The sequence below is a fragment of the Pseudoduganella sp. jia 12 genome, assembly GCF_055502675.1.
Window position 1 is genome coordinate 321,570 of sequence record NZ_JBUXKP010000004.1, and the last position, 17,291, is coordinate 338,860.

A 17,291-nucleotide genomic window follows, 5' to 3' on the forward strand; every position below is an offset into this window, starting at 1 on the left:
TTTGTTCCCCTGTTGTTTATCAGGAAAGACAGTTTAGCTAGGATTGATGAGAATACTATGGTGGAGCCAAGAATTATCTTATATGCAACAATAGCGGATTGCAAGGCACTCTGCGGCGTGCGTTGCGACCGACCCGCTGGTGCGCCTTGACCGAAGGTGGCAGATGTAGCGCACCACGCCATGGGGCACCATCTCGTTGTTCCCACGTGACTGCGGGAGCAGCGAAACGCCGCAGTGTTTGCACTTGCGCGCGTTCTTGATCGCCAGCTCGCGGCAAGCCATCCTTATTTTTAAATCCATATGGGCGCTGTCTTCGGCTAGTACCGCTGCAAAAACCTTCCTGCCTTTTTGGTGCTCCGACAGGGCAGCATCAAAATCAGCTTGCGTTTCAATGCCTCCAAGTGCGCGATACGCGTCATTGCCGAGGCGCCATGGCTGAAGAATATCGTCGCTGTTATCCTGGTCGAAAGAACCTGATAACGCACCATTGCGATCGAAGAAGCGCTTCCTTCATTCGAGAATATATTGAATGGATCACCGGTCCTGAATTTCCCTACTATTTTATCGCGCCAAACTTCTATCTGGTCCAGATAATCAGCCCGGCGCTGCATCATTGCGCGCCGGGCTGGAAAAATGGGATGGTTTGCAGGCCCGGCCATTTGCGTCGCGGGCGGCGTGCGCTGGCTGGTGCCCGATCAGGCCGGATTCATCAGGCCGCACAAATAGCATAGGGAAGAGCTCGAGCGCCGCTGCAGCGTATGAATGGCCGTGGATCGACCGCGACAGGGCGCCAGCTTGCGCCGGCTCGGTGATGGCTGCGAAGTGGGCTTTCGGCACCGCGAACAGGGCGCCGCGCAGATCCGCCGCCACGTCGCGCTCGACCAGGCCGCCAGCGACGGTAAAGCGAAAGGCCTGGCCGCAGAGCTGCCTGATCTTGTGCGCGCACTCCAGAGCGCCGCGTGCCTCTGTCTTCTGCAGCGCGGCCAGCACGTCGCGCCGGCCGATCTCCGATACAGGCATCCTGCCGATCGACGGAAATACGTTCTTCTCCAACCAGCTGGAGTTCTTTTCCTGGCTGGTGGCGGCCCGGTTCGCGGCGGTCCTGGCCAACCAGGTGCGTGCGACAGTCTCGAATGTACTTTCCGCAACTGTAGCGCGTGCTGCACGCTCTTCACGTTTTGCCCGGATTGGATCGATGCCGCTGGCCAGCAAGGCCCACGTCCAACAAACTACTGAGCTTTGAGGCTACTGCGTGATACAGCTTGAGGTAACAAAAAACCCGCAGTGCCTTGAGAACACGCGGGTTTGAGCTTTTATGATGCTTTGAGATACAAGAGGGTGGTGCCGGGAACCGGAATCGAACCGGTACGCCTTGCGGCGCGGGATTTTGAGTCCCGTGCGTCTACCTATTCCGCCATCCCGGCAACGCGCCGTGCATTATCACTGATTTGCCCAGCAGGAGCAACCCTGCACGCTGCCACTGTTAGCGCCAAGTAGTAATGTCTCCTGTGGATGTCCCTCAGCATACATCGACGTGATGGACGCGCTGTGCATCTGCATCCGCAATTACTACGGCGGCACGAAGCAGGCCATTCGCTCCGTGGACAACGTATTCGCTACGCAGCCGTTCGGGCCGAACCGCGAGCCGGTCGAGCCACAGCCGGACGACTACACGGCCTTGTTCATCGTCGGCACGTCGCTCGGCGGCGGGCTGCATGCGCTGGCGTGGGGGCAGCGCATGTTCTTCGGCCATTTCAGGAATTGCATCTTCATGAACGCCCGCACGGTCGACTCGCACGTGTAGGGCGGCGAGGGAGCGATGGACCGCATGCGCGAAGAGGCCGCCGAAACGCTCGAGTCAGCCATAACTTTTCAATTGAATCGTCCAGCAGCACAGTGCCTGTATAGCTTCGTCTCACCCGTTCACCATGCAGGAAAGGCATGGATGAAGGATGGGAAGTCATGGGTTACCGCGACAAGCAAACCTGCCTTGAGCATAAAGCCGGCAAGTTCGAATCGTACCCCGGGCACATGCTCTCCTGCTACCTGATCCGCGATCCCGACCCCACCGGCCCGCTTGAATGGTAGCCCGGCACTCAAGGCATTCCAGCCCATCCACTATGCCCTGCTGCAAAGCGTTCCATGCGGGGCGCCATGCATTTCATCCCGCATTTCCGACGCTTCATCGCTTCCCGCTGCCCTCCCGAAGTTGTCTTTGTTACCTTACACACGTCGCCGCACATTACATAAGAGGCGGTGACCACCTGGCAACCACTTCGGAGAATCACATGAACAAATCGATCATCGGCGCAGCAGCAGTCATCCTTGCCATCCTGTCGCCATTCGCAGCAGCACAGTCACCAGCATCGCAGGCACAGGACCAGGCAAGCGTGTCCGTCACCGCACCGCGCCAGTCCTACACGCTGGGCACCAACGAATTCACGGAATTTGCCAACGCCTATGCGCTGAGCAACGGCCAGGTTGCCAGGTTCGTCCAGCGCGGCAACCATTACTATGTCCAGCTGAAAGACACCCTGCGCACGATGCAGCGTGCCGACAGCACCGCCCGGTCGATCGCCTCCACCCGGCTGCGTCCGGTTGGCCCCGGCGCGTTCGTGACCGACAGCGGTGCCGAGCTGACGTTCCACGACCATGGCGACGAAGTGCGGATCAGCGGGTTCGAGCGGCTGCCGGAAGCGCGCGTGGCCGCCAACGAAGTGAACGTGCAGATGATCGCGCGCCGCTGATGTAAAGCGATGCGCACCAACGGCAAAAGGCCCACATCAGCGGGCCTTGTCGTATCTGGCGCAGGGAACCTTATGCGGCCAGGCGCAGCGGCACAGGATCGAGGCGCTCGTGCAGCAGCTTGAACACGTCGTCCTTCGTGAGGACATAACGTTCCATCAGCACGTCCTTCAGCGATTCCATCACGTCGCGATAGTCGCCGATCGACTTCAGCGTTTCGCTGTACAGTTCGTCCGCCTTGGCTTCCACCTGCACCAGCGTGTGCTCGCCGCTCATCTCGTTCTTGAACTGGCTGTAGTCCAGCTTGGAACGGGAATACATCGACAGGCTGTTGACCATCGTGTGCAGCATCGAGGTCGCTTTCTGGATGTCGTTCTGGCTGCCCACCGAGATACCGCGGGCACCATAGAACAGTTCTTCCGCCGCCACGCCGCCGTACAGTTGCATCACGTCGCGTTCCAGTTCTTCCAGCGTGCGCAGCGACATGTCGTCACCGGCGGAGAGCACGTAGCCCAGCGCGTTCAGCTTCGACACCGATTCCGTGCTGATCTTCAGCAGGTGCGACTTTTCTTTCACTTCGTCCAGCGTCATGCCGGCACGCAGGAACGGGTCGATCTGCATGAAGAAGTGGCCCAGTTCGTGCAAGGCGATGCGCTCGCGCTGGCGGGTCTTCTCGGCCGTGGTGGCGCGGTCGGTCAGGCCGATCGTGGCGCGCTCGAAGGCACGGAACATCAGGTCGGTGTTGATCACGGTCTTGTCCTGGATCGACAGCAGCGAAGCGCGGTCGACCACGGTTTCCAGCAGTGCCGGCGACAGGTTCTGGGTGATTTCCGCCACCTGGTCCAGGTTCATGTCGTTCCAGTCCACCAGGCCTTCTTCCTTGCGCTTCAGGAACGAGCTCAGCAGTTCCCGGCGTTCCTGCTTGTTCGGCAGGCGGAAGTTGATCTTCACCGAGAAGCGGCGCAGCATCGCTTCATCCATCTGCGAATTGTTGTCGTCGAAGTTCGACGCCACCACCCAGATCACGCCTTTGCCTTCGTCGCTCTTCACGCCGTCCAGCAGGCCCAGCAGGGTGTTCGCGGTATCGTCTTCCCATTTCTTCTCGCCGCGGCCGCGGGGCATGAACAGCGCCTGGGCTTCGTCGAGGAAGATGATGCAGTTGCCGCGTGCTGCCGCCTTGCGGTACAGCGCGTTCAGCGATTTCGAACCGCCACCGATATAGCCCGATTCCAGTGCCGAGCCCGAAGCCGAGATCAGCGGGTAGCCCAGGCGCTTGGCCAGGTAACCGGCCAGCTTGGTTTTACCCGTGCCGGCGGGGCCCGTCAGCATCACGTTGAACGGCTTGTCGATGTTGTGCTGCTTGTAGACTTCGCGGTTGCGGATCATGTCTTCCAGGTGCAGCACTTCCTGCTTGATGTCTTCCATGCCGATCAGGTCGTCCATCGAGCCCTTCAGCTTGTCCGGCGAGATCACGGAAGCGGAGGCGCCGCCCATGCCGGGAATACCGAACTTCAGCACGAACAGCAGCAGCACCACGAGGAAGATGTCGAACGCATGGCGTTGCAGGAAGGCAGTCACGCCTGCCATCTTGCCGCCGTCGTCCAGCAGCACGGCCTTGTGATTGGCCAGGTAATCCTCTTTTGCGATCGCGTACGGCAAGCCGTTGCGCAGCAGGACTTCACGCTCCAGGCTCAGGTGGGAGGTGCTCGGCACCTTCACCACGTGCAGCTGGGCCGAATCCTTGAACTTGTAGATATAGCGGGGCGAATCCGACAGCGGGCGGGCGATCAGCAGGTAATCGAGCCGTGCGCGCTGGCCAACGAGTGCCGTGATTTCCGAGATGTTTTGCGAGCGGACGACCGGGCTGGTGTCCTGCGTCACTTCGGTGCGGATGACAGCGAAAACCACGGCTGCGACTGCCAACACGACGAGGGCAAGGCGCACCCAGGTGTTCTTGAGCGCAAGCTGAAGTTTATAGAAATTGAACATGTGGCAGACTCAACAAGACAAGTATTGTCATTAGCAAGACACCGATGCGCGGTTGCGGGGCGCATCAGCACCAACTGGTTAATCCGGCACGCGAGGTGGGGCACTGCCGGAGTGTCGTTGGCGAGGCACGGGCGCTGCCTGGGCGACAGCTTGTATATGTTGACCTGTAAGCGGTCTTTAATGCCGGGCGGCAACGTAGCGTATATGTGGACTATACCGGGCCACACAAGCTTTGTCTTTAGTTTCCTGAAGAAAAAATCTTGAGGCACAACAGGTTTTGCAACTGTTAATTACGGTCTGTCTAGCCTGATTTACAAGGGCTGTTTCACGGAGCGTTTCGCCTCGTGCGGCAGCGGCCCAGGTGGCCCGGCGATGCGCCGCATCCTATGGAAGAGCGCACGCCACCGGTGTGCTGGTCAGCAGGTTTCTGGTCACCGGTGACATCGTGCTGGCGCGCTGGCTCGCTGCCGCGCAAGAAGATCACGGTACCGTCCGCTGGAACAGCCGGAAGCGCTCGCTGCGATCGCTGACGCGGCGGCCTTCCCACAGCAGCGTCCAGTCGCCGGGCGGGTCGCGCCGCACGCCGCGCGAGTAGTCCTGCCACAGCAGCAGCCGGCACTGCGGCTGGTCCATGCTGTTGAACGGCAGCTTGCCGAAATAGGCGAACGATGCGCGCTGGGCCGGGCCGGCATTGCTGGTCACGCAATCGGTATCGGCCGGCAGCACGGCCGCGGCCTGCCGTGCCACCGCGGCATAGCTCTTGTTGTAGTTGGTCAGCGGCAGGAACAGCGTCATCCACAGGATCCAGATCAGGATCACGCCACCCGACGACAGCACCACGGCGCGCCACAGCACCGATGGCCGGCGCGAGACGCGCCAGTGCACGAGCAGGAACCAGCCCAGCGTGGCGGCGCCCGCCACGACGAGCGCCAGCCAGTTCACTTCCGGTACGTAGCCGGGCACCAGCCGCAGCACGTTATGGGCCGGCTTCGGTGGCCAGCCCGTCAGCTGGGAATACCAGAACAGCCACAGCACGGCGGCGCCCAGGGTCAGCACCATGACCGAGAACCAGTCGATCGCATTGATCGCGCCGCGCTGCACCGTCAGCAGGCCGAACGCGGCCATGATCGCCAGCGGCGGGACCAGCATCAGCAGCTGCGCATGTTCCGGCGCCGGGTGCATCAGCAGCATGATGGTGGCGATCAGTACGAACGTGGTCGGCACCACGATGTGCAGCAGGTTGTTCTGCCGGCGCCACGCGTAGCCCGCCCACAGTGCGAACGGCCAGGCGGGCCAGAAGAACCACACGCCGTCGCGCAGAAGGATCTGCAGCGGGCGCAGGCTCGGCAGCGCCAGCTGGGCCATGTTCCATGTATTCCAGGCCGCCAGCGGCACCTGGCCATATGGCTGCGCGATCGCCGCCGCCACCAGCCAGGGCAGGGTGACGGCAACGGCCACGCCGAGCGAGGCCAGCAAGTGCGGCAGCGCCTTGCCGGCCGGAATCGCCAGGAAGCGCGTGCAGATGAACAGCGCCACCAGCAGGAAGGCGGGCGGCACCCAGCCGCGCGACAGCGTCATCAGGCCCAGCGCCATGCCGATCAGCGCGGCATTGCGCCAGCAGGGCTTTTCCATGTAGCGCACCGAGCGGTACAAGGTCAGGGCCAGCAGCGCCGTCAGCAGCGGTTCGGAGGTGGTTTCATGGCTGTGCTGCAGGAATCCCAGGCAGCCCAGGTAGATCAGCAGTGCCGCATCGGCCAGCGTGCGGCCGAAATCGTCGGGCTCGGGCTGGCCGCCGAACGCCAGCCGCAATGGCTGCGCCTCGGGCCGCCGGCCCAGGTTGAAGGTGGTGTACCACAGCGACAGCACGCCCAGCAGGAATACGCCGATGGTGGCGATGCGCGCGGCCAGCACGTCGCCGACGAAGCCGCCGAACAGCTTGATGCACAGCGCACCCAGCCAGAACATCAGCGGGCCTTCCTCCGGCATCGACATGCCGGCGATGTTCGGCCACAGCCAGTCCTGCCAGGTGCCATGCGCCATCGTCCACATGATGCCGAAGCTGGCGGCATCGTCGTTCTTCCACGGATCGCGGCCGATCACGCCCGGCAGGATATACAGCATGGCCAGGGCAAACAGGGCCCAGCGGGGCAGGGCAAGGACGGCGGAGGCGGGAAGGCGGACTGGCTTCATTCAATCGGTCGTGCTGACGTTGGAAACAGGAGTATCGGTGATAACAATAAAAAAAGGCAGCCGCAGCTGCCTTTTTTCGTGCCCGGAGGGATTAGCCCTGCGAGACGGCGGTCTTGGAACCGACCTTGCCGAACTTCTGGCGGAACTTTTCCACGCGACCGGCGGTGTCGACGATCTTGTGCTGGCCCGTGAAGAACGGGTGCGATTCCGACGAGACTTCGATCTTGACCAGCGGGTATTCTTTACCGTCGAGGGTGATCTTGTCGCGGGTGTTGATCGTGGAACGGGTCACGAACTTGAAGTCGCAGGACAGGTCGTGGAACACAACTTCGCGGTAATCCGGATGAATTTCGTTTTTCATGGTGCTTACTCTCAAAATTTGGTAGCCAAACGGCACTTCGTCGGTCCAACAGCTTCTTGACCCGATTGCCACTCACTTGCCAGGGTTAAAAACAGCCGGGGATTATACACCAACCGTTGCTGGATAAATGGGGACGTACCCCATTTTCCAGGCAATGTTTCCCCAAAAATGGGGACGGACCCCATTTTTCGGGAAACATTGCCAAAAAAAAAACCGGAGCGCCAGGCTCCGGTTCGGTGGCGGCTTTAACCGCCGCGCCGCATCATGTCGAAGAACTCGGTATTGGTCTTCGTGGCGCGCATCTTGTCGAGGATGAACTCCATCGCTTCGATCTCGTCCATCGAGTACAGCAGCTTGCGCAGGATCCAGATCTTCTGCAGCTCGTTCGGCTTGATCAGCAGTTCCTCGCGGCGCGTGCCGGATTTGTTCAGGTTGATCGCCGGGTAGACACGCTTCTCGGCCAGACGGCGCTCCAGGTGCACTTCCATGTTGCCGGTGCCCTTGAATTCCTCGTAGATCACGTCGTCCATGCGCGAGCCGGTTTCGATCAGCGCGGTGGCGATGATCGTCAGCGAGCCGCCTTCCTCGATATTGCGGGCGGCGCCGAAGAAGCGTTTCGGGCGCTGCAGCGCGTTGGCGTCCACACCGCCGGTCAGCACCTTGCCCGACGCCGGGATCACGGTGTTGTAGGCGCGGGCCAGGCGGGTGATCGAGTCCAGCAGGATGACCACATCCTTCTTCATCTCGACGAGGCGCTTGGCTTTTTCCATGACCATCTCGGCAACCTGCACGTGGCGGGTGGCCGGTTCGTCGAACGTGGAGGCGACGACTTCGCCGCGCACCGAGCGCTGCATTTCCGTCACTTCTTCCGGGCGTTCGTCGATCAGCAGCACGATCAGCGTCACGTCCGGGTGGTTCGCCGTGATCGCGTGCGCGATATGCTGCAGCATCACGGATTTACCGGATTTCGGCGACGCCACCAGCAGGCCGCGCTGGCCCTTGCCGATCGGCGCGATCAGGTCGACGATGCGGCCGGTGATGTTCTCGGCGCCGTTCATTTCGCGCTCGAGGCGCAGCGGCTCGTTCGGGTGCAGCGGCGTCAGGTTCTCAAACAGGATGCGGTGCTTCGAGGCTTCCGGCGATTCGCCGTTGACCTTGTCCACCTTGACCAGCGCAAAGTAGCGTTCGCCATCCTTCGGCGTGCGCACTTCACCTTCGATCGAGTCACCGGTATGCAGGTTGAAGCGCCGGATCTGCGACGGGGAGATATAGATGTCGTCGGTGGACGCCATGTAGCTGGCGTCCGGCGAGCGCAGGAAGCCGAAGCCGTCCGGCAGCACTTCCAGGGCGCCGTCGCCGAAGATCTGCTCGCCAGCCTTGGCGCGCTTCTTCAGGATCGCGAACATGAGCTCCTGCTTGCGCAGGCGGGCCGCATTGTCGATATCCAGACTGATGGCCATTTCCAGCAACGCCGAAACGTGCAAGGCCTTTAATTCAGATAGATGCATAGATGTTTGAGTGTCCCGTGACGGGAAAGTAGGGTAGGGGAGGGAACTGCGTGGACTAATAAATTATCGGGGGGCTGATGCCGCGAACCCGGCCATGCAGGTGGTGCTGCGGGCGCAGCACCACCTATATTACTCAAATATTGCTGTCGATGAAAGAGGTCAACTGGCCTTTTGCCATTGCGCCTACTTTCTGGGCAGCCGGCACGCCGTTTTTGAACAGGATCAGGGTAGGGATGCCGCGAATGCCGAACTTGCCCGGCACAGTCTGGTTCGCATCCACGTCCAGCTTGGCGATCGTCAGCTTGCCATCATATTCCTTGGCAACTTCTTCCAGGATCGGGGCGATGCTCTTGCATGGGCCGCACCATTCGGCCCAGAAGTCCACCAGCACGGGACGATCGGATTTCAGCACGTCGGCTTCGAACGACGCGTCGGTAATGTGTTTGATGTTTTCGCTCATGTTGTTTTCCCCTTTCGGGATCAGATTAAGGTCGCCTGGCGCCCGGCGCTTCTGCTCGGTACCACCAGCCCGTTACGGGGGAGATGGAGCCGTCGCGTAACAATTCAATGTCAGCCTCGTTACCGATCACGAATCGATGGCAGATCGATCAGGACCCGGATAATGAAGCTTGCAAGTGGGAATCAGGCGGGGATGGATCAAATAATAACCTATTTTCTGTCGCCGTGTAGCTGCGCGGGCCTGCCGGCGGCCACCTCGAGAAGGTCGGCCAGCGCGGTGCTCGACAGCGGCTTGCTGCAGGCGCCCAGGATCGTCAATCCCTGCGCCATCGCCAGCGTCCGGGCCGCGCGCAGGATGCCGCTGTCCATGCCCGACAGCAGGATCACGCTGCCATCGAAACCCTCGTGGGCCACGGTGCGCAGGAACTCGATGCCATCCATTTCGGGCAGCGACAGGTCGCACACCAGCAGGTCGGGCCGGAACGCGGGCAGCGCCTTCAGCGCGCGGCGGGCATCGGTTTCGGCGTGCACGTGGGAATAGCCCAGGGCGGCCAGCATGTCCTTCAGCATCTCCAGCGTGAAGGCGTCGTCGTCCAGTAGCAGGATGCGCAGCGCGTGGGTCATGTCGAATGGTCGCCAATGGTCGTGTGGTTCATGATGTGCTCCCTGATCTGGCCCAGCAGCGGGCGGAATTGCCCGATCAGCGCCCAGGCGCCCCGTTCGGCCGCCGGACCGGCCTGCGGCAGCGCTTCCATGCGCTCGCACAGGTCGCCCATGCCGATCGCGCCCACGGTGCGGGCGGCCGCCTTCAGGCGATGGCCCAGCTCGCGGATGCGCGCCACGTCGCCGGCGGCCAGCGCCTCGTCCAGTTCCGCCAGCCCCGCCTCGGCGGATTGCAGGAACTTCAGGGCGAAATTGCGGATCTTGTCCGGCTGGTGGCCCAGCACCTGGGCCAGCACGGAAAGGTCGATGACGGCGGGGTCGCCCATCAGCGCCCCATGCGGGCGCGCGGCGGCACCGTCGCCGCCATCGCCGCCGCCATCGCCATCGCTGCCATTCGCAAGGCGCTTCGGCAGCCAGGCCGCGACCGTGCGGACCAGCAGCGCTGGCTGGATGGGCTTGGCGATGAAGTCGTCCATGCCGGCCGCCAGGCAGCGCTCGCGTTCATCGCTGGTGGCGGTGGCCGTCATCGCCAGCACGCGCAGGCCGGCCAGGCGCGCATCGGCGCGGATCCGGCGCGTTGCCTCCAGCCCGTCCATGACCGGCATCTGCACATCCATCAGCACGCAGTCGAAGCTGGCACCCTCCAGTTGTTCCAGCGCTTCCGCGCCATTGCCCGCCAGCCGCACTGCGGCGCCGGCTTCTTCCAGCATTTCCAGGCCGATCTGCTGGTTGAAGGCATTGTCCTCCACCAGCAGGATGTGGGCGCCTTTCAGCGAAGCCGGTTCGGCGGCCGGTATCGGCGGGGGCGCGTCGGCGGGAGCCGCGGTACCGCCAATGACCAGACGAGCGGTAAACCAGAATGTGCTGCCCTCGCCGGGCACGCTCGACACGCCCACGTCGCCGCCCATCAGCTGCGCCAGCTCCTTGCAGATGGCCAGGCCGAGACCGGTGCCGCCATAGGCCCGGGTGGTCGACGTGTCGGCCTGCTCGAACGACTGGAACAGCCTGCCCATCTCCTGTTGCGTCATGCCGATGCCTTCGTCGCTGACCTCGAAACGCAGCACGCAGCCGTTGTCGCCCGCCGCCACGCGCCGCACGCGCAGGCCGATCGTGCCCTGCTCGCTGAACTTGATCGCGTTGTTGACGTAATTGATCAGCACCTGGCCCAGCCGCAGCGGGTCGCCACGCAGCGTTCGCGGTACATCGGGATCGATGGCAATGTCGAGGCGCAGCTCCTTCCCGGCCGCCTTCGGCGCCACCACCGTCGTCAGCGTTTCGATCACCTGGTCCAGCGGGAATTCCACCTGTTCGACCTCGAGCTTGCCGGCCTCGATCTTCGAGATGTCGAGAATGTCGTCGATGATGCCCAGCAGGTGCTCGCCGGCGAAGCGGATCTTTTCCAGGTAGTCGCGCTGCCGCGGATCGAGCTCGGTCTTCAGCGCCAGGTGCGCCATGCCGATCACGCCGTTCATCGGCGTGCGGATCTCATGGCTCATGTTGGCCAGGAAGTGGCCCTTGGCCTGGCTGGCTTCCTCGGCGATCTGCTTGGCCTGGTCGAGCTGCTCGGTACGTTGCGCCACCCGCTCCTCGAGGTGCTCGTTCAATTCGCGCAGCGCCTGTTCCTGCCGCTTTGCCTCGGTGATGTCGATCGACATGCAGATCAGGTATGCCGGCTCGCCATGCTCGTCGAACACGGGTTTCTTGAACGTACGCAGCGTGAGGTGCTGGCGCAGCACGGGATTGAACAGCGTTTCCTCGTAGTCGATCAGCTCGCCGCGCGCGAACGTCTCGCGGTCGCGCCGGGCAAATGCCGCCAGCTCCTTCGGCGAATGCAAATGCGCATAGGTGCCGTTGTGCAGGTCGGCCATCGTGTAGCCGAACTGGCGTTCGCAGGCGGGGTTCATCAACAGCAACCGCAGGTCCGGGCCCTTCAGGAACAGGCCGATCGGCATCATGCTGATGATTTCCTGCAGCCGCTGCTCGCCCTGCCGCAACGCGTCGACACTGTTCTTGCGCTCGGTGATGTCGGTCAGGCTGGCCACGGCCATCGTGGCCGCGCCCAGTTCGCCGCGCATCGGTTCGGCGTTTACGGACAGCCAGCAGATGGCGCCATTGCCACCGGTAACGCCCATCACCACGTCGCGCACCGAGCTGCCGCTGGCCAGCGCCTGGTGCACCGGGTGTTCGCCGGGACCGAACGGGCGGCCGTCCTCGTGCACGCCGGGCCACAGGCGCGCGCCGCTGGCGGCGGCCGCGCCCAGCATGCGGCCGGCCGCCGCGTTGCACTCGAGGATCACGCCTTCGCTGTTGAGCACCACCAGGCCGTTGGTCACGGCATTGAACACGGAGGCCATGCGCTGGCTCGAATTGCGCAGCGCCACCTCGGCCAGGCGCCGGTCCGTGATGTCGCTGATCATCGCCAGCGTGCCGGTGTATGCGCCGTCGTTGGCATGGATCTGCGTCGTCGACACCAGCCCCCACATCGACGAGCCATCCTTGCGGTAGAAGCGCGCATCGCCCTGTTCCGCCTCGCCGGGGCGGCGGCGCTGGTTCTGCCGCGTCAGCTGCGCCACGCTCTCCTCGTCCAGGAAGTCGCTCATGGGGCGGCCCAGCATCTCGTCCGGTTCGTAGCCCAGCATGCGCGCCATCGTCGGGTTGACGAACGACGTGCGATCGCCCGCCTCGAGCATCCAGATGCCTTCGGTGGCGGTCTGCACGATCAGCCGGTAGCGTTCCGAGCTGGCGTGCAGCGCCTGCTCGGAACGCTGGCGCTGGGTCATGTCGCGCACCGACACCACCGACAGGCCCTGGCCCGCCACCTCGATCGGCGCCAAGTGCACCATGGCGGGGAAGTGGGCGCCGTCGGCGCGCCGCGCCGTCAGCACGCGGCCCGGCAGGTTCGGGCGCGAGAACAGTTCGCGCGGCAGGCCAGGCGCGCTGCGCATCACTTCCGGCACCAGCAATTCCATCGACAGCCCGGCCATGTCGCCCGGCTGGTAGCCGAAGCAGGCGGCAGCGGCCCGGTTCACCTGCTTCACGCGGCCCGCGCGGTCGGCCACCAGGATTCCGCCGGGCATCGCTTCCAGCACGCCGGACAGCCGCTCCCGTTCGGCCACCGCGCGGTCGCTCACCGGCCCGATCGTGCCGCTGGCCAGCAAGGCATGCGCGCCGCTGCGCTCCGTCACCCGCCCGCGCAGCACGGTCCAGCGGAAACCGCCGTCGCGGCAGCGCATCCGGCACTCGTGCACCAGCAGCGTGTCGTCGACGGGATCGGAGCCGATGCGCGACATCTCGTGCACGAGGTGCATCCTGTCGTCCGGATGCACGTGCTGCAGCCACGCATCGCGGTCCGCCGGCGAGAACCCGCTCGCGCCATAGCCGAGCAATTCGCCGACGCGCGGCGACAGGCGCACCTCGTCGCTTTGCGGATGCCATTCCCACACACCCTCGCAGGCCGCATCGAGCGCGCGTTCGGCCCCTGGCGCCGGTGGCGCCACCGGCAGTGCCGGCTGCGGCTGCGGCTGCGGGCGGGCGCTGCGTACCCGCCAGATGGCGGCGGCCCCCAGCAATGCCGCCAGCATGCCCGTTGCAACGAGCGGCCAACGCGGGCGCGGCACCTGTTCGCTGTACAGGAATTCCTCCAGCGGCACGCTGCGCGGCAACATGCCCAGCGTGATGTAGGTATTGGCGATCGCCTTCCAGCGCGCCGGATTGCTGTAGCCGGGTTCGACCAGCGGCTGTTCCATCAGCTTCGCGGTCTGGCGCGCCTCGTGCATCAGGTGTTCCCGCGAAGCGCCCTGCGGATAGCGGGCGCGGATCAGGTCCACGATTTCCTCGGGATGCTCCATCGCGTAGCGCCAGCCGCGCAGCGTGGCTGCCCGCATCGCGCGCGCCCGCTCCGGATGTTCGCGCAGTTCGTCTTCGGTGGTGAACAGGTTGTCGCCGTAGAAGTCGATGCCGGCCGCGCGCGGCGACAGCACGTCGTAGCGCGCACCCGCGCGATCCAGCAGGTAAGGCACTTCGGTGATGTAGCCCGACATCGCATCGACCTTGCCTTCGACCAGGTCATCGACACGCCGGGTGTGCGGCAGCAGTTTCAGGTCGGCCGGCTTCACGCCCTGGCGCAGCAGGAAGGCTTGCAGTTCGTCGTCGCCGGGCGCGAGCATCATGCGCGCGTTGCGTAACGGCAGCGCCTCGCCGTCCGGCGTGCGGCGCACGAACAGTGCCGCGGCCGAGTGCTGGAAGATCGTTGCCAGCACCACGACCGGGTCGCCCGCGGCGCGGTGCAGCAGCAGGCTGCTGTTGCCGGTGCCGTACTGGGCCCGGCCGGACAGCACGCTGCGCACCGGATCGCCACCGGGCTGGCCGTCGAGGAGCGCCACGTCGAGCCCCTCGTCGCGGTAATAGCCCTTGTCTTGGGCAGCGTAGTAGCCGGCGAACTGGAACTGGTGGCGCCACTTCAGCTGCACGGCCACTTTTTCCAGCCCGAATGCGGGGCCGGAGGCGCACAGCAGCAGGGCCGCCTGCAGCAGGAGGCGGCGTGCGGGGCGGGCGGGATGGGACGGCAACGGCTTCCTTTCTACAAGGCGGCTCAGGCAGTGGAACGGGCGATCGTCAAGACAAGACTATACATCGGCGCACCCCAGCGGCGCACTCAGGCGTGCGCACCGGTCGCCACGCTGCCGGCGAACTGGTAGCGGTGGCCGGGGTGCCACATCGTGACGAGCGACGCCACCTTGCCCGCCGAGCGCGTGCGCCGGCGCAGCACGAGGCAGGGCTGGCGCGCATCCATGGCCAGCATGTCGGCAATGTCGCAGGGCGCGGCCAGCGCTTCCAGGCTGTAGGTGGCGGCCTGCAGGGGCGCCGCTGCCAGCAGGTATTCGCTGGGTGTCACGCGCGTGAAATCCTGCGCCAGGTAATCGGGCGCCACCTCCGGGTTGACCCAGCGGTCCTCCACCTGGATCGGCACGCCGTTCTCGAAATGAACGATGATCGAATGAAACAGGATATGCCCGGCGGTCACCTCGAACCCCTTGGCCAGCAATTCATGGGCGCTCGCCTGGTCGAGCCGCTGCAGCGTGCTGCGGTGCGTATGGCCGCGTGCGCGGATCTCGTCGGCGATGCTGCGGATTTCCAGCAGCGTGGCCTGCACCTTCTGCGGTGCCACGAAGGTGCCCGAGCCCTGGCGGCGCGTCAGCACGGCTTCGGCCGTCAGCTCGCGCACGGCGCGGTTGACGGTCATGCGCGACACGCCGAACTGCTTCACCAAAGCCTGTTCGGAAGGGATCACGTCGCCTTCCTTCCAGTGTCCGGCGGCGATCTGCGCCACCAGGAAATCCTTGATCCGCTGGAAAATGGGCGTGCCTGCTGCATCGTGCGGTGCTTCCAAACCCTGCCTCCTCTGCTGCGCCATGGGTCGCGGCATTCTAGGTCCTTAGTGAAGCCCAAGGCAAGGAATTCAAAAGCAAGGGCCGGGGTGCCGGCGCAACGGGCATTGCCTACGATGGCGGCATACAATGCACACTGGAGCAGGCCATGGACAACACTCTCGATCCCACCTTCAAGGATGCCGGCCGGCGCGCCGGCGAAACGGCGTACGACGGCGACGATGCGCGCTGGGCCGCCGTGCAGCGGCGCGACCCGTCCGCCGACGGCCGGTTCTTCTATTCTGTGCGCACCACCGGCGTGTATTGCCGGCCGTCGTGCGGCGCACGGCCGGCGCTGCGGGCGAACGTCGCTTTCCATGCCAGTGTCCTCGAAGCGGAGCGGGCCGGCTTCCGACCCTGCCTGCGCTGCAAGCCCGACGGCCCGCCGCTGGCCGAACGCCACGCCGCGCTGGTGGCCGAGGTGTGCCGGCTGATCGACGAGGCGGAGGAGGAGCCCGACCTGGCCACGCTGGCCGCGGCGAGCGGCATCAGCCGTTTCCACCTGCACCGCATCTTCAAGGCGCAGACCGGCATCACGCCGAAAGCCTATGCGGCAGCACGGCGCAAGGAACGTGTCCACGCGGGTCTTGCGCAACAGCCGTCGGTGACGGAAGCGATCTACGCCGCCGGCTACAACTCGAGCGGCCGTTTCTATGCCACGTCGCGCGCCTCGCTGGGCATGACACCCACGGCATTCCGCCGCGGCGGCCGCGGCGCCACGATCCGCTTCGCCATTGCCCAATGTTCGCTGGGCGCAATCCTCGTGGCCAGCACCGATGTCGGCATTTGCGCGATCCTGATGGGCGACGATCCCGGCGCGCTGGCGCGCGACCTGCAGGACCGCTTCCCGAACGCCGAACTGGTGGGCGCCGAGCGTGACTACGAAACCGTGGTGGCGCAGGTGATCGGCCTGGTCGAGGCGCCGGAAACGGGGCTCGACCTGCCGCTGGACGTGCGCGGCACGGCATTCCAGCAGCGCGTGTGGCAGGCGCTGCGCACCATCCCTGCCGGCCGCAGGGTCAGCTACACGGAGCTGGCTGCGATGGTCGGGTCGCCGAAAAGCGTGCGTGCCGTGGCCGGTGCCTGTGCCGCGAATGCGATCGCGGTGGCGATTCCCTGCCACCGCGTGGTGCGCAACGACGGCACGGTTTCCGGCTACCGCTGGGGTGTCGAGCGCAAGGAAGCGCTGCTGCAAAGGGAGACCGCGCGCGAGGGCGGTCAATGAACGCCGACTGGCGGCGCGTCGAGGAGGAACTGAATGCCTTCGGCTGCGCCCGCGTATCCGGCCTGCTGGCCCCACTGGACTGCGCGCTTCTGGCGGGTGCCTACGATGACGCCACCCTGTTCCGCAGCCGCATCGTGATGGCGCGGCACGGCTTCGGTCGTGGCGAGTACCAGTATTTCCGTTACCCGTTGCCCGATCCCGTGCAGCGGCTGCGGGAAGCGATGTACGGCCCGCTGGCCGGGATCGCGAACCGCTGGCATGCGGCGCTCGGCATCGACGAACGCTTTCCGCCGCGGCATGCCGATTACCTGGCCCGCTGCCATGCCGCCGGCCAGGAACGCCCCACGCCGCTGCTGCTGCGCTACGGGGAGGGCGACTACAACTGCCTGCACCAGGATGTCTATGGCGCTCACGTATTCCCGCTGCAGGCCGTGTTCCTGCTGTCGCGGCCCGGCACCGATTTCAGCGGCGGCGAATTCGTGCTGACGGAGCAGCGGCCGCGCATGCAGTCGCGCGCCGAGGTGGTGCCGCTGGAACAGGGCGACTGCGTGATCTTCCCCGTGCACCACCGGCCCGTGAGCGGCACGCGGGGCGTCTATCGCGTCAACATGCGGCATGGGGTGTCGCGGCTGCGCGGCGGGCAGCGGCATACGCTGGGCATTATTTTTCACGACGCGACGTAGCGCTTTTTCGCTACACTCGATGCCTTTCGTACCCGAAAGGAT

Annotated in this window: 14 protein-coding genes and 1 tRNA gene; 5 read left to right on the top strand and 10 right to left on the bottom strand. The window is 64.6% G+C overall.

Going from position 1 to position 17,291, the window contains the following annotated elements:
* Positions 1-594 precede the first annotated feature (594 nt).
* Positions 595-1,212: a tyrosine-type recombinase/integrase gene (locus ACY65G_RS10710; protein WP_464997339.1), complete on the bottom strand. Its 618-nt coding sequence runs from the start codon at positions 1,210-1,212 to the stop codon at positions 595-597.
* Between the two features lie 127 nt (positions 1,213-1,339).
* Positions 1,340-1,424: transfer RNA gene (locus ACY65G_RS10715), tRNA-Leu, on the bottom strand.
* A gap of 110 nt (positions 1,425-1,534) precedes the next feature.
* Between ACY65G_RS10715 and ACY65G_RS10720 the strand changes: the two genes are divergently transcribed.
* From ACY65G_RS10720 to ACY65G_RS10730, 3 genes are all read left to right on the top strand, one after another.
* On the top strand, positions 1,535-1,804 hold the full coding sequence (locus ACY65G_RS10720; RefSeq protein WP_464997340.1) for a hypothetical protein: 270 nt from the start codon (positions 1,535-1,537) through the stop codon (positions 1,802-1,804).
* A gap of 137 nt (positions 1,805-1,941) precedes the next feature.
* Positions 1,942-2,088 carry a hypothetical protein gene (locus ACY65G_RS10725; protein WP_464997341.1) on the top strand — a complete coding sequence of 49 codons (147 nt, stop codon included), beginning with the start codon at positions 1,942-1,944 and terminating at the stop codon, positions 2,086-2,088.
* Positions 2,089-2,288: 200 nt separating this feature from the next.
* A complete protein-coding gene (locus ACY65G_RS10730) occupies positions 2,289-2,747 on the top strand; it encodes a hypothetical protein (protein WP_464997342.1) in 459 nt (152 codons plus the stop codon).
* Between the two features lie 70 nt (positions 2,748-2,817).
* On the opposite strand, the gene ACY65G_RS10735 is transcribed toward ACY65G_RS10730, so the two are convergent.
* The 8 genes from ACY65G_RS10735 to hutC form a co-directional block, all read right to left on the bottom strand.
* Positions 2,818-4,734 (bottom strand): AAA family ATPase, encoded by a 1,917-nt coding sequence (locus ACY65G_RS10735; RefSeq protein WP_464997343.1) that lies wholly within the window; start codon positions 4,732-4,734, stop codon positions 2,818-2,820.
* 480 nt (positions 4,735-5,214) lie between these two features.
* Positions 5,215-6,924 carry an ArnT family glycosyltransferase gene (locus tag ACY65G_RS10740; protein ID WP_464997344.1) on the bottom strand — a complete coding sequence of 570 codons (1,710 nt, stop codon included), beginning with the start codon at positions 6,922-6,924 and terminating at the stop codon, positions 5,215-5,217.
* Positions 6,925-7,015: 91 nt separating this feature from the next.
* Positions 7,016-7,285: a type B 50S ribosomal protein L31 gene (locus tag ACY65G_RS10745; RefSeq protein WP_130187462.1), complete on the bottom strand. Its 270-nt coding sequence runs from the start codon at positions 7,283-7,285 to the stop codon at positions 7,016-7,018.
* Between the two features lie 245 nt (positions 7,286-7,530).
* On the bottom strand, positions 7,531-8,793 hold the full coding sequence (gene rho, locus ACY65G_RS10750; RefSeq protein ID WP_137314774.1) for a transcription termination factor Rho: 1,263 nt from the start codon (positions 8,791-8,793) through the stop codon (positions 7,531-7,533).
* Between the two features lie 133 nt (positions 8,794-8,926).
* Entirely contained in the window at positions 8,927-9,253 is a 327-nt protein-coding gene (gene trxA, locus ACY65G_RS10755) for a thioredoxin TrxA (RefSeq protein ID WP_107140476.1), read from the bottom strand.
* A gap of 209 nt (positions 9,254-9,462) precedes the next feature.
* Positions 9,463-9,876: a response regulator gene (locus ACY65G_RS10760; protein WP_464997345.1), complete on the bottom strand. Its 414-nt coding sequence runs from the start codon at positions 9,874-9,876 to the stop codon at positions 9,463-9,465.
* Positions 9,873-14,483 carry a PAS domain S-box protein gene (locus ACY65G_RS10765; protein ID WP_464997346.1) on the bottom strand — a complete coding sequence of 1,537 codons (4,611 nt, stop codon included), beginning with the start codon at positions 14,481-14,483 and terminating at the stop codon, positions 9,873-9,875. The genes ACY65G_RS10760 and ACY65G_RS10765 overlap by 4 nt, the downstream gene beginning before the upstream one ends.
* An 86-nt stretch (positions 14,484-14,569) precedes the next feature.
* Complete coding sequence (hutC, locus tag ACY65G_RS10770; protein ID WP_464997601.1) at positions 14,570-15,328, bottom strand: histidine utilization repressor; 759 nt, start codon at positions 15,326-15,328, stop codon at positions 14,570-14,572.
* 122 nt (positions 15,329-15,450) lie between these two features.
* Between hutC and ada the strand changes: the two genes are divergently transcribed.
* Together ada and ACY65G_RS10780 are read left to right on the top strand one after the other, a co-directional pair.
* Positions 15,451-16,566 carry a bifunctional DNA-binding transcriptional regulator/O6-methylguanine-DNA methyltransferase Ada gene (gene ada / locus ACY65G_RS10775; protein WP_464997347.1) on the top strand — a complete coding sequence of 372 codons (1,116 nt, stop codon included), beginning with the start codon at positions 15,451-15,453 and terminating at the stop codon, positions 16,564-16,566.
* Positions 16,563-17,249, top strand: a complete 687-nt coding sequence (locus ACY65G_RS10780; RefSeq protein ID WP_464997348.1) for a 2OG-Fe(II) oxygenase — start codon at positions 16,563-16,565, stop codon at positions 17,247-17,249. The genes ada and ACY65G_RS10780 overlap by 4 nt, the downstream gene beginning before the upstream one ends.
* The last annotated feature ends 42 nt before the right edge of the window (positions 17,250-17,291 follow it).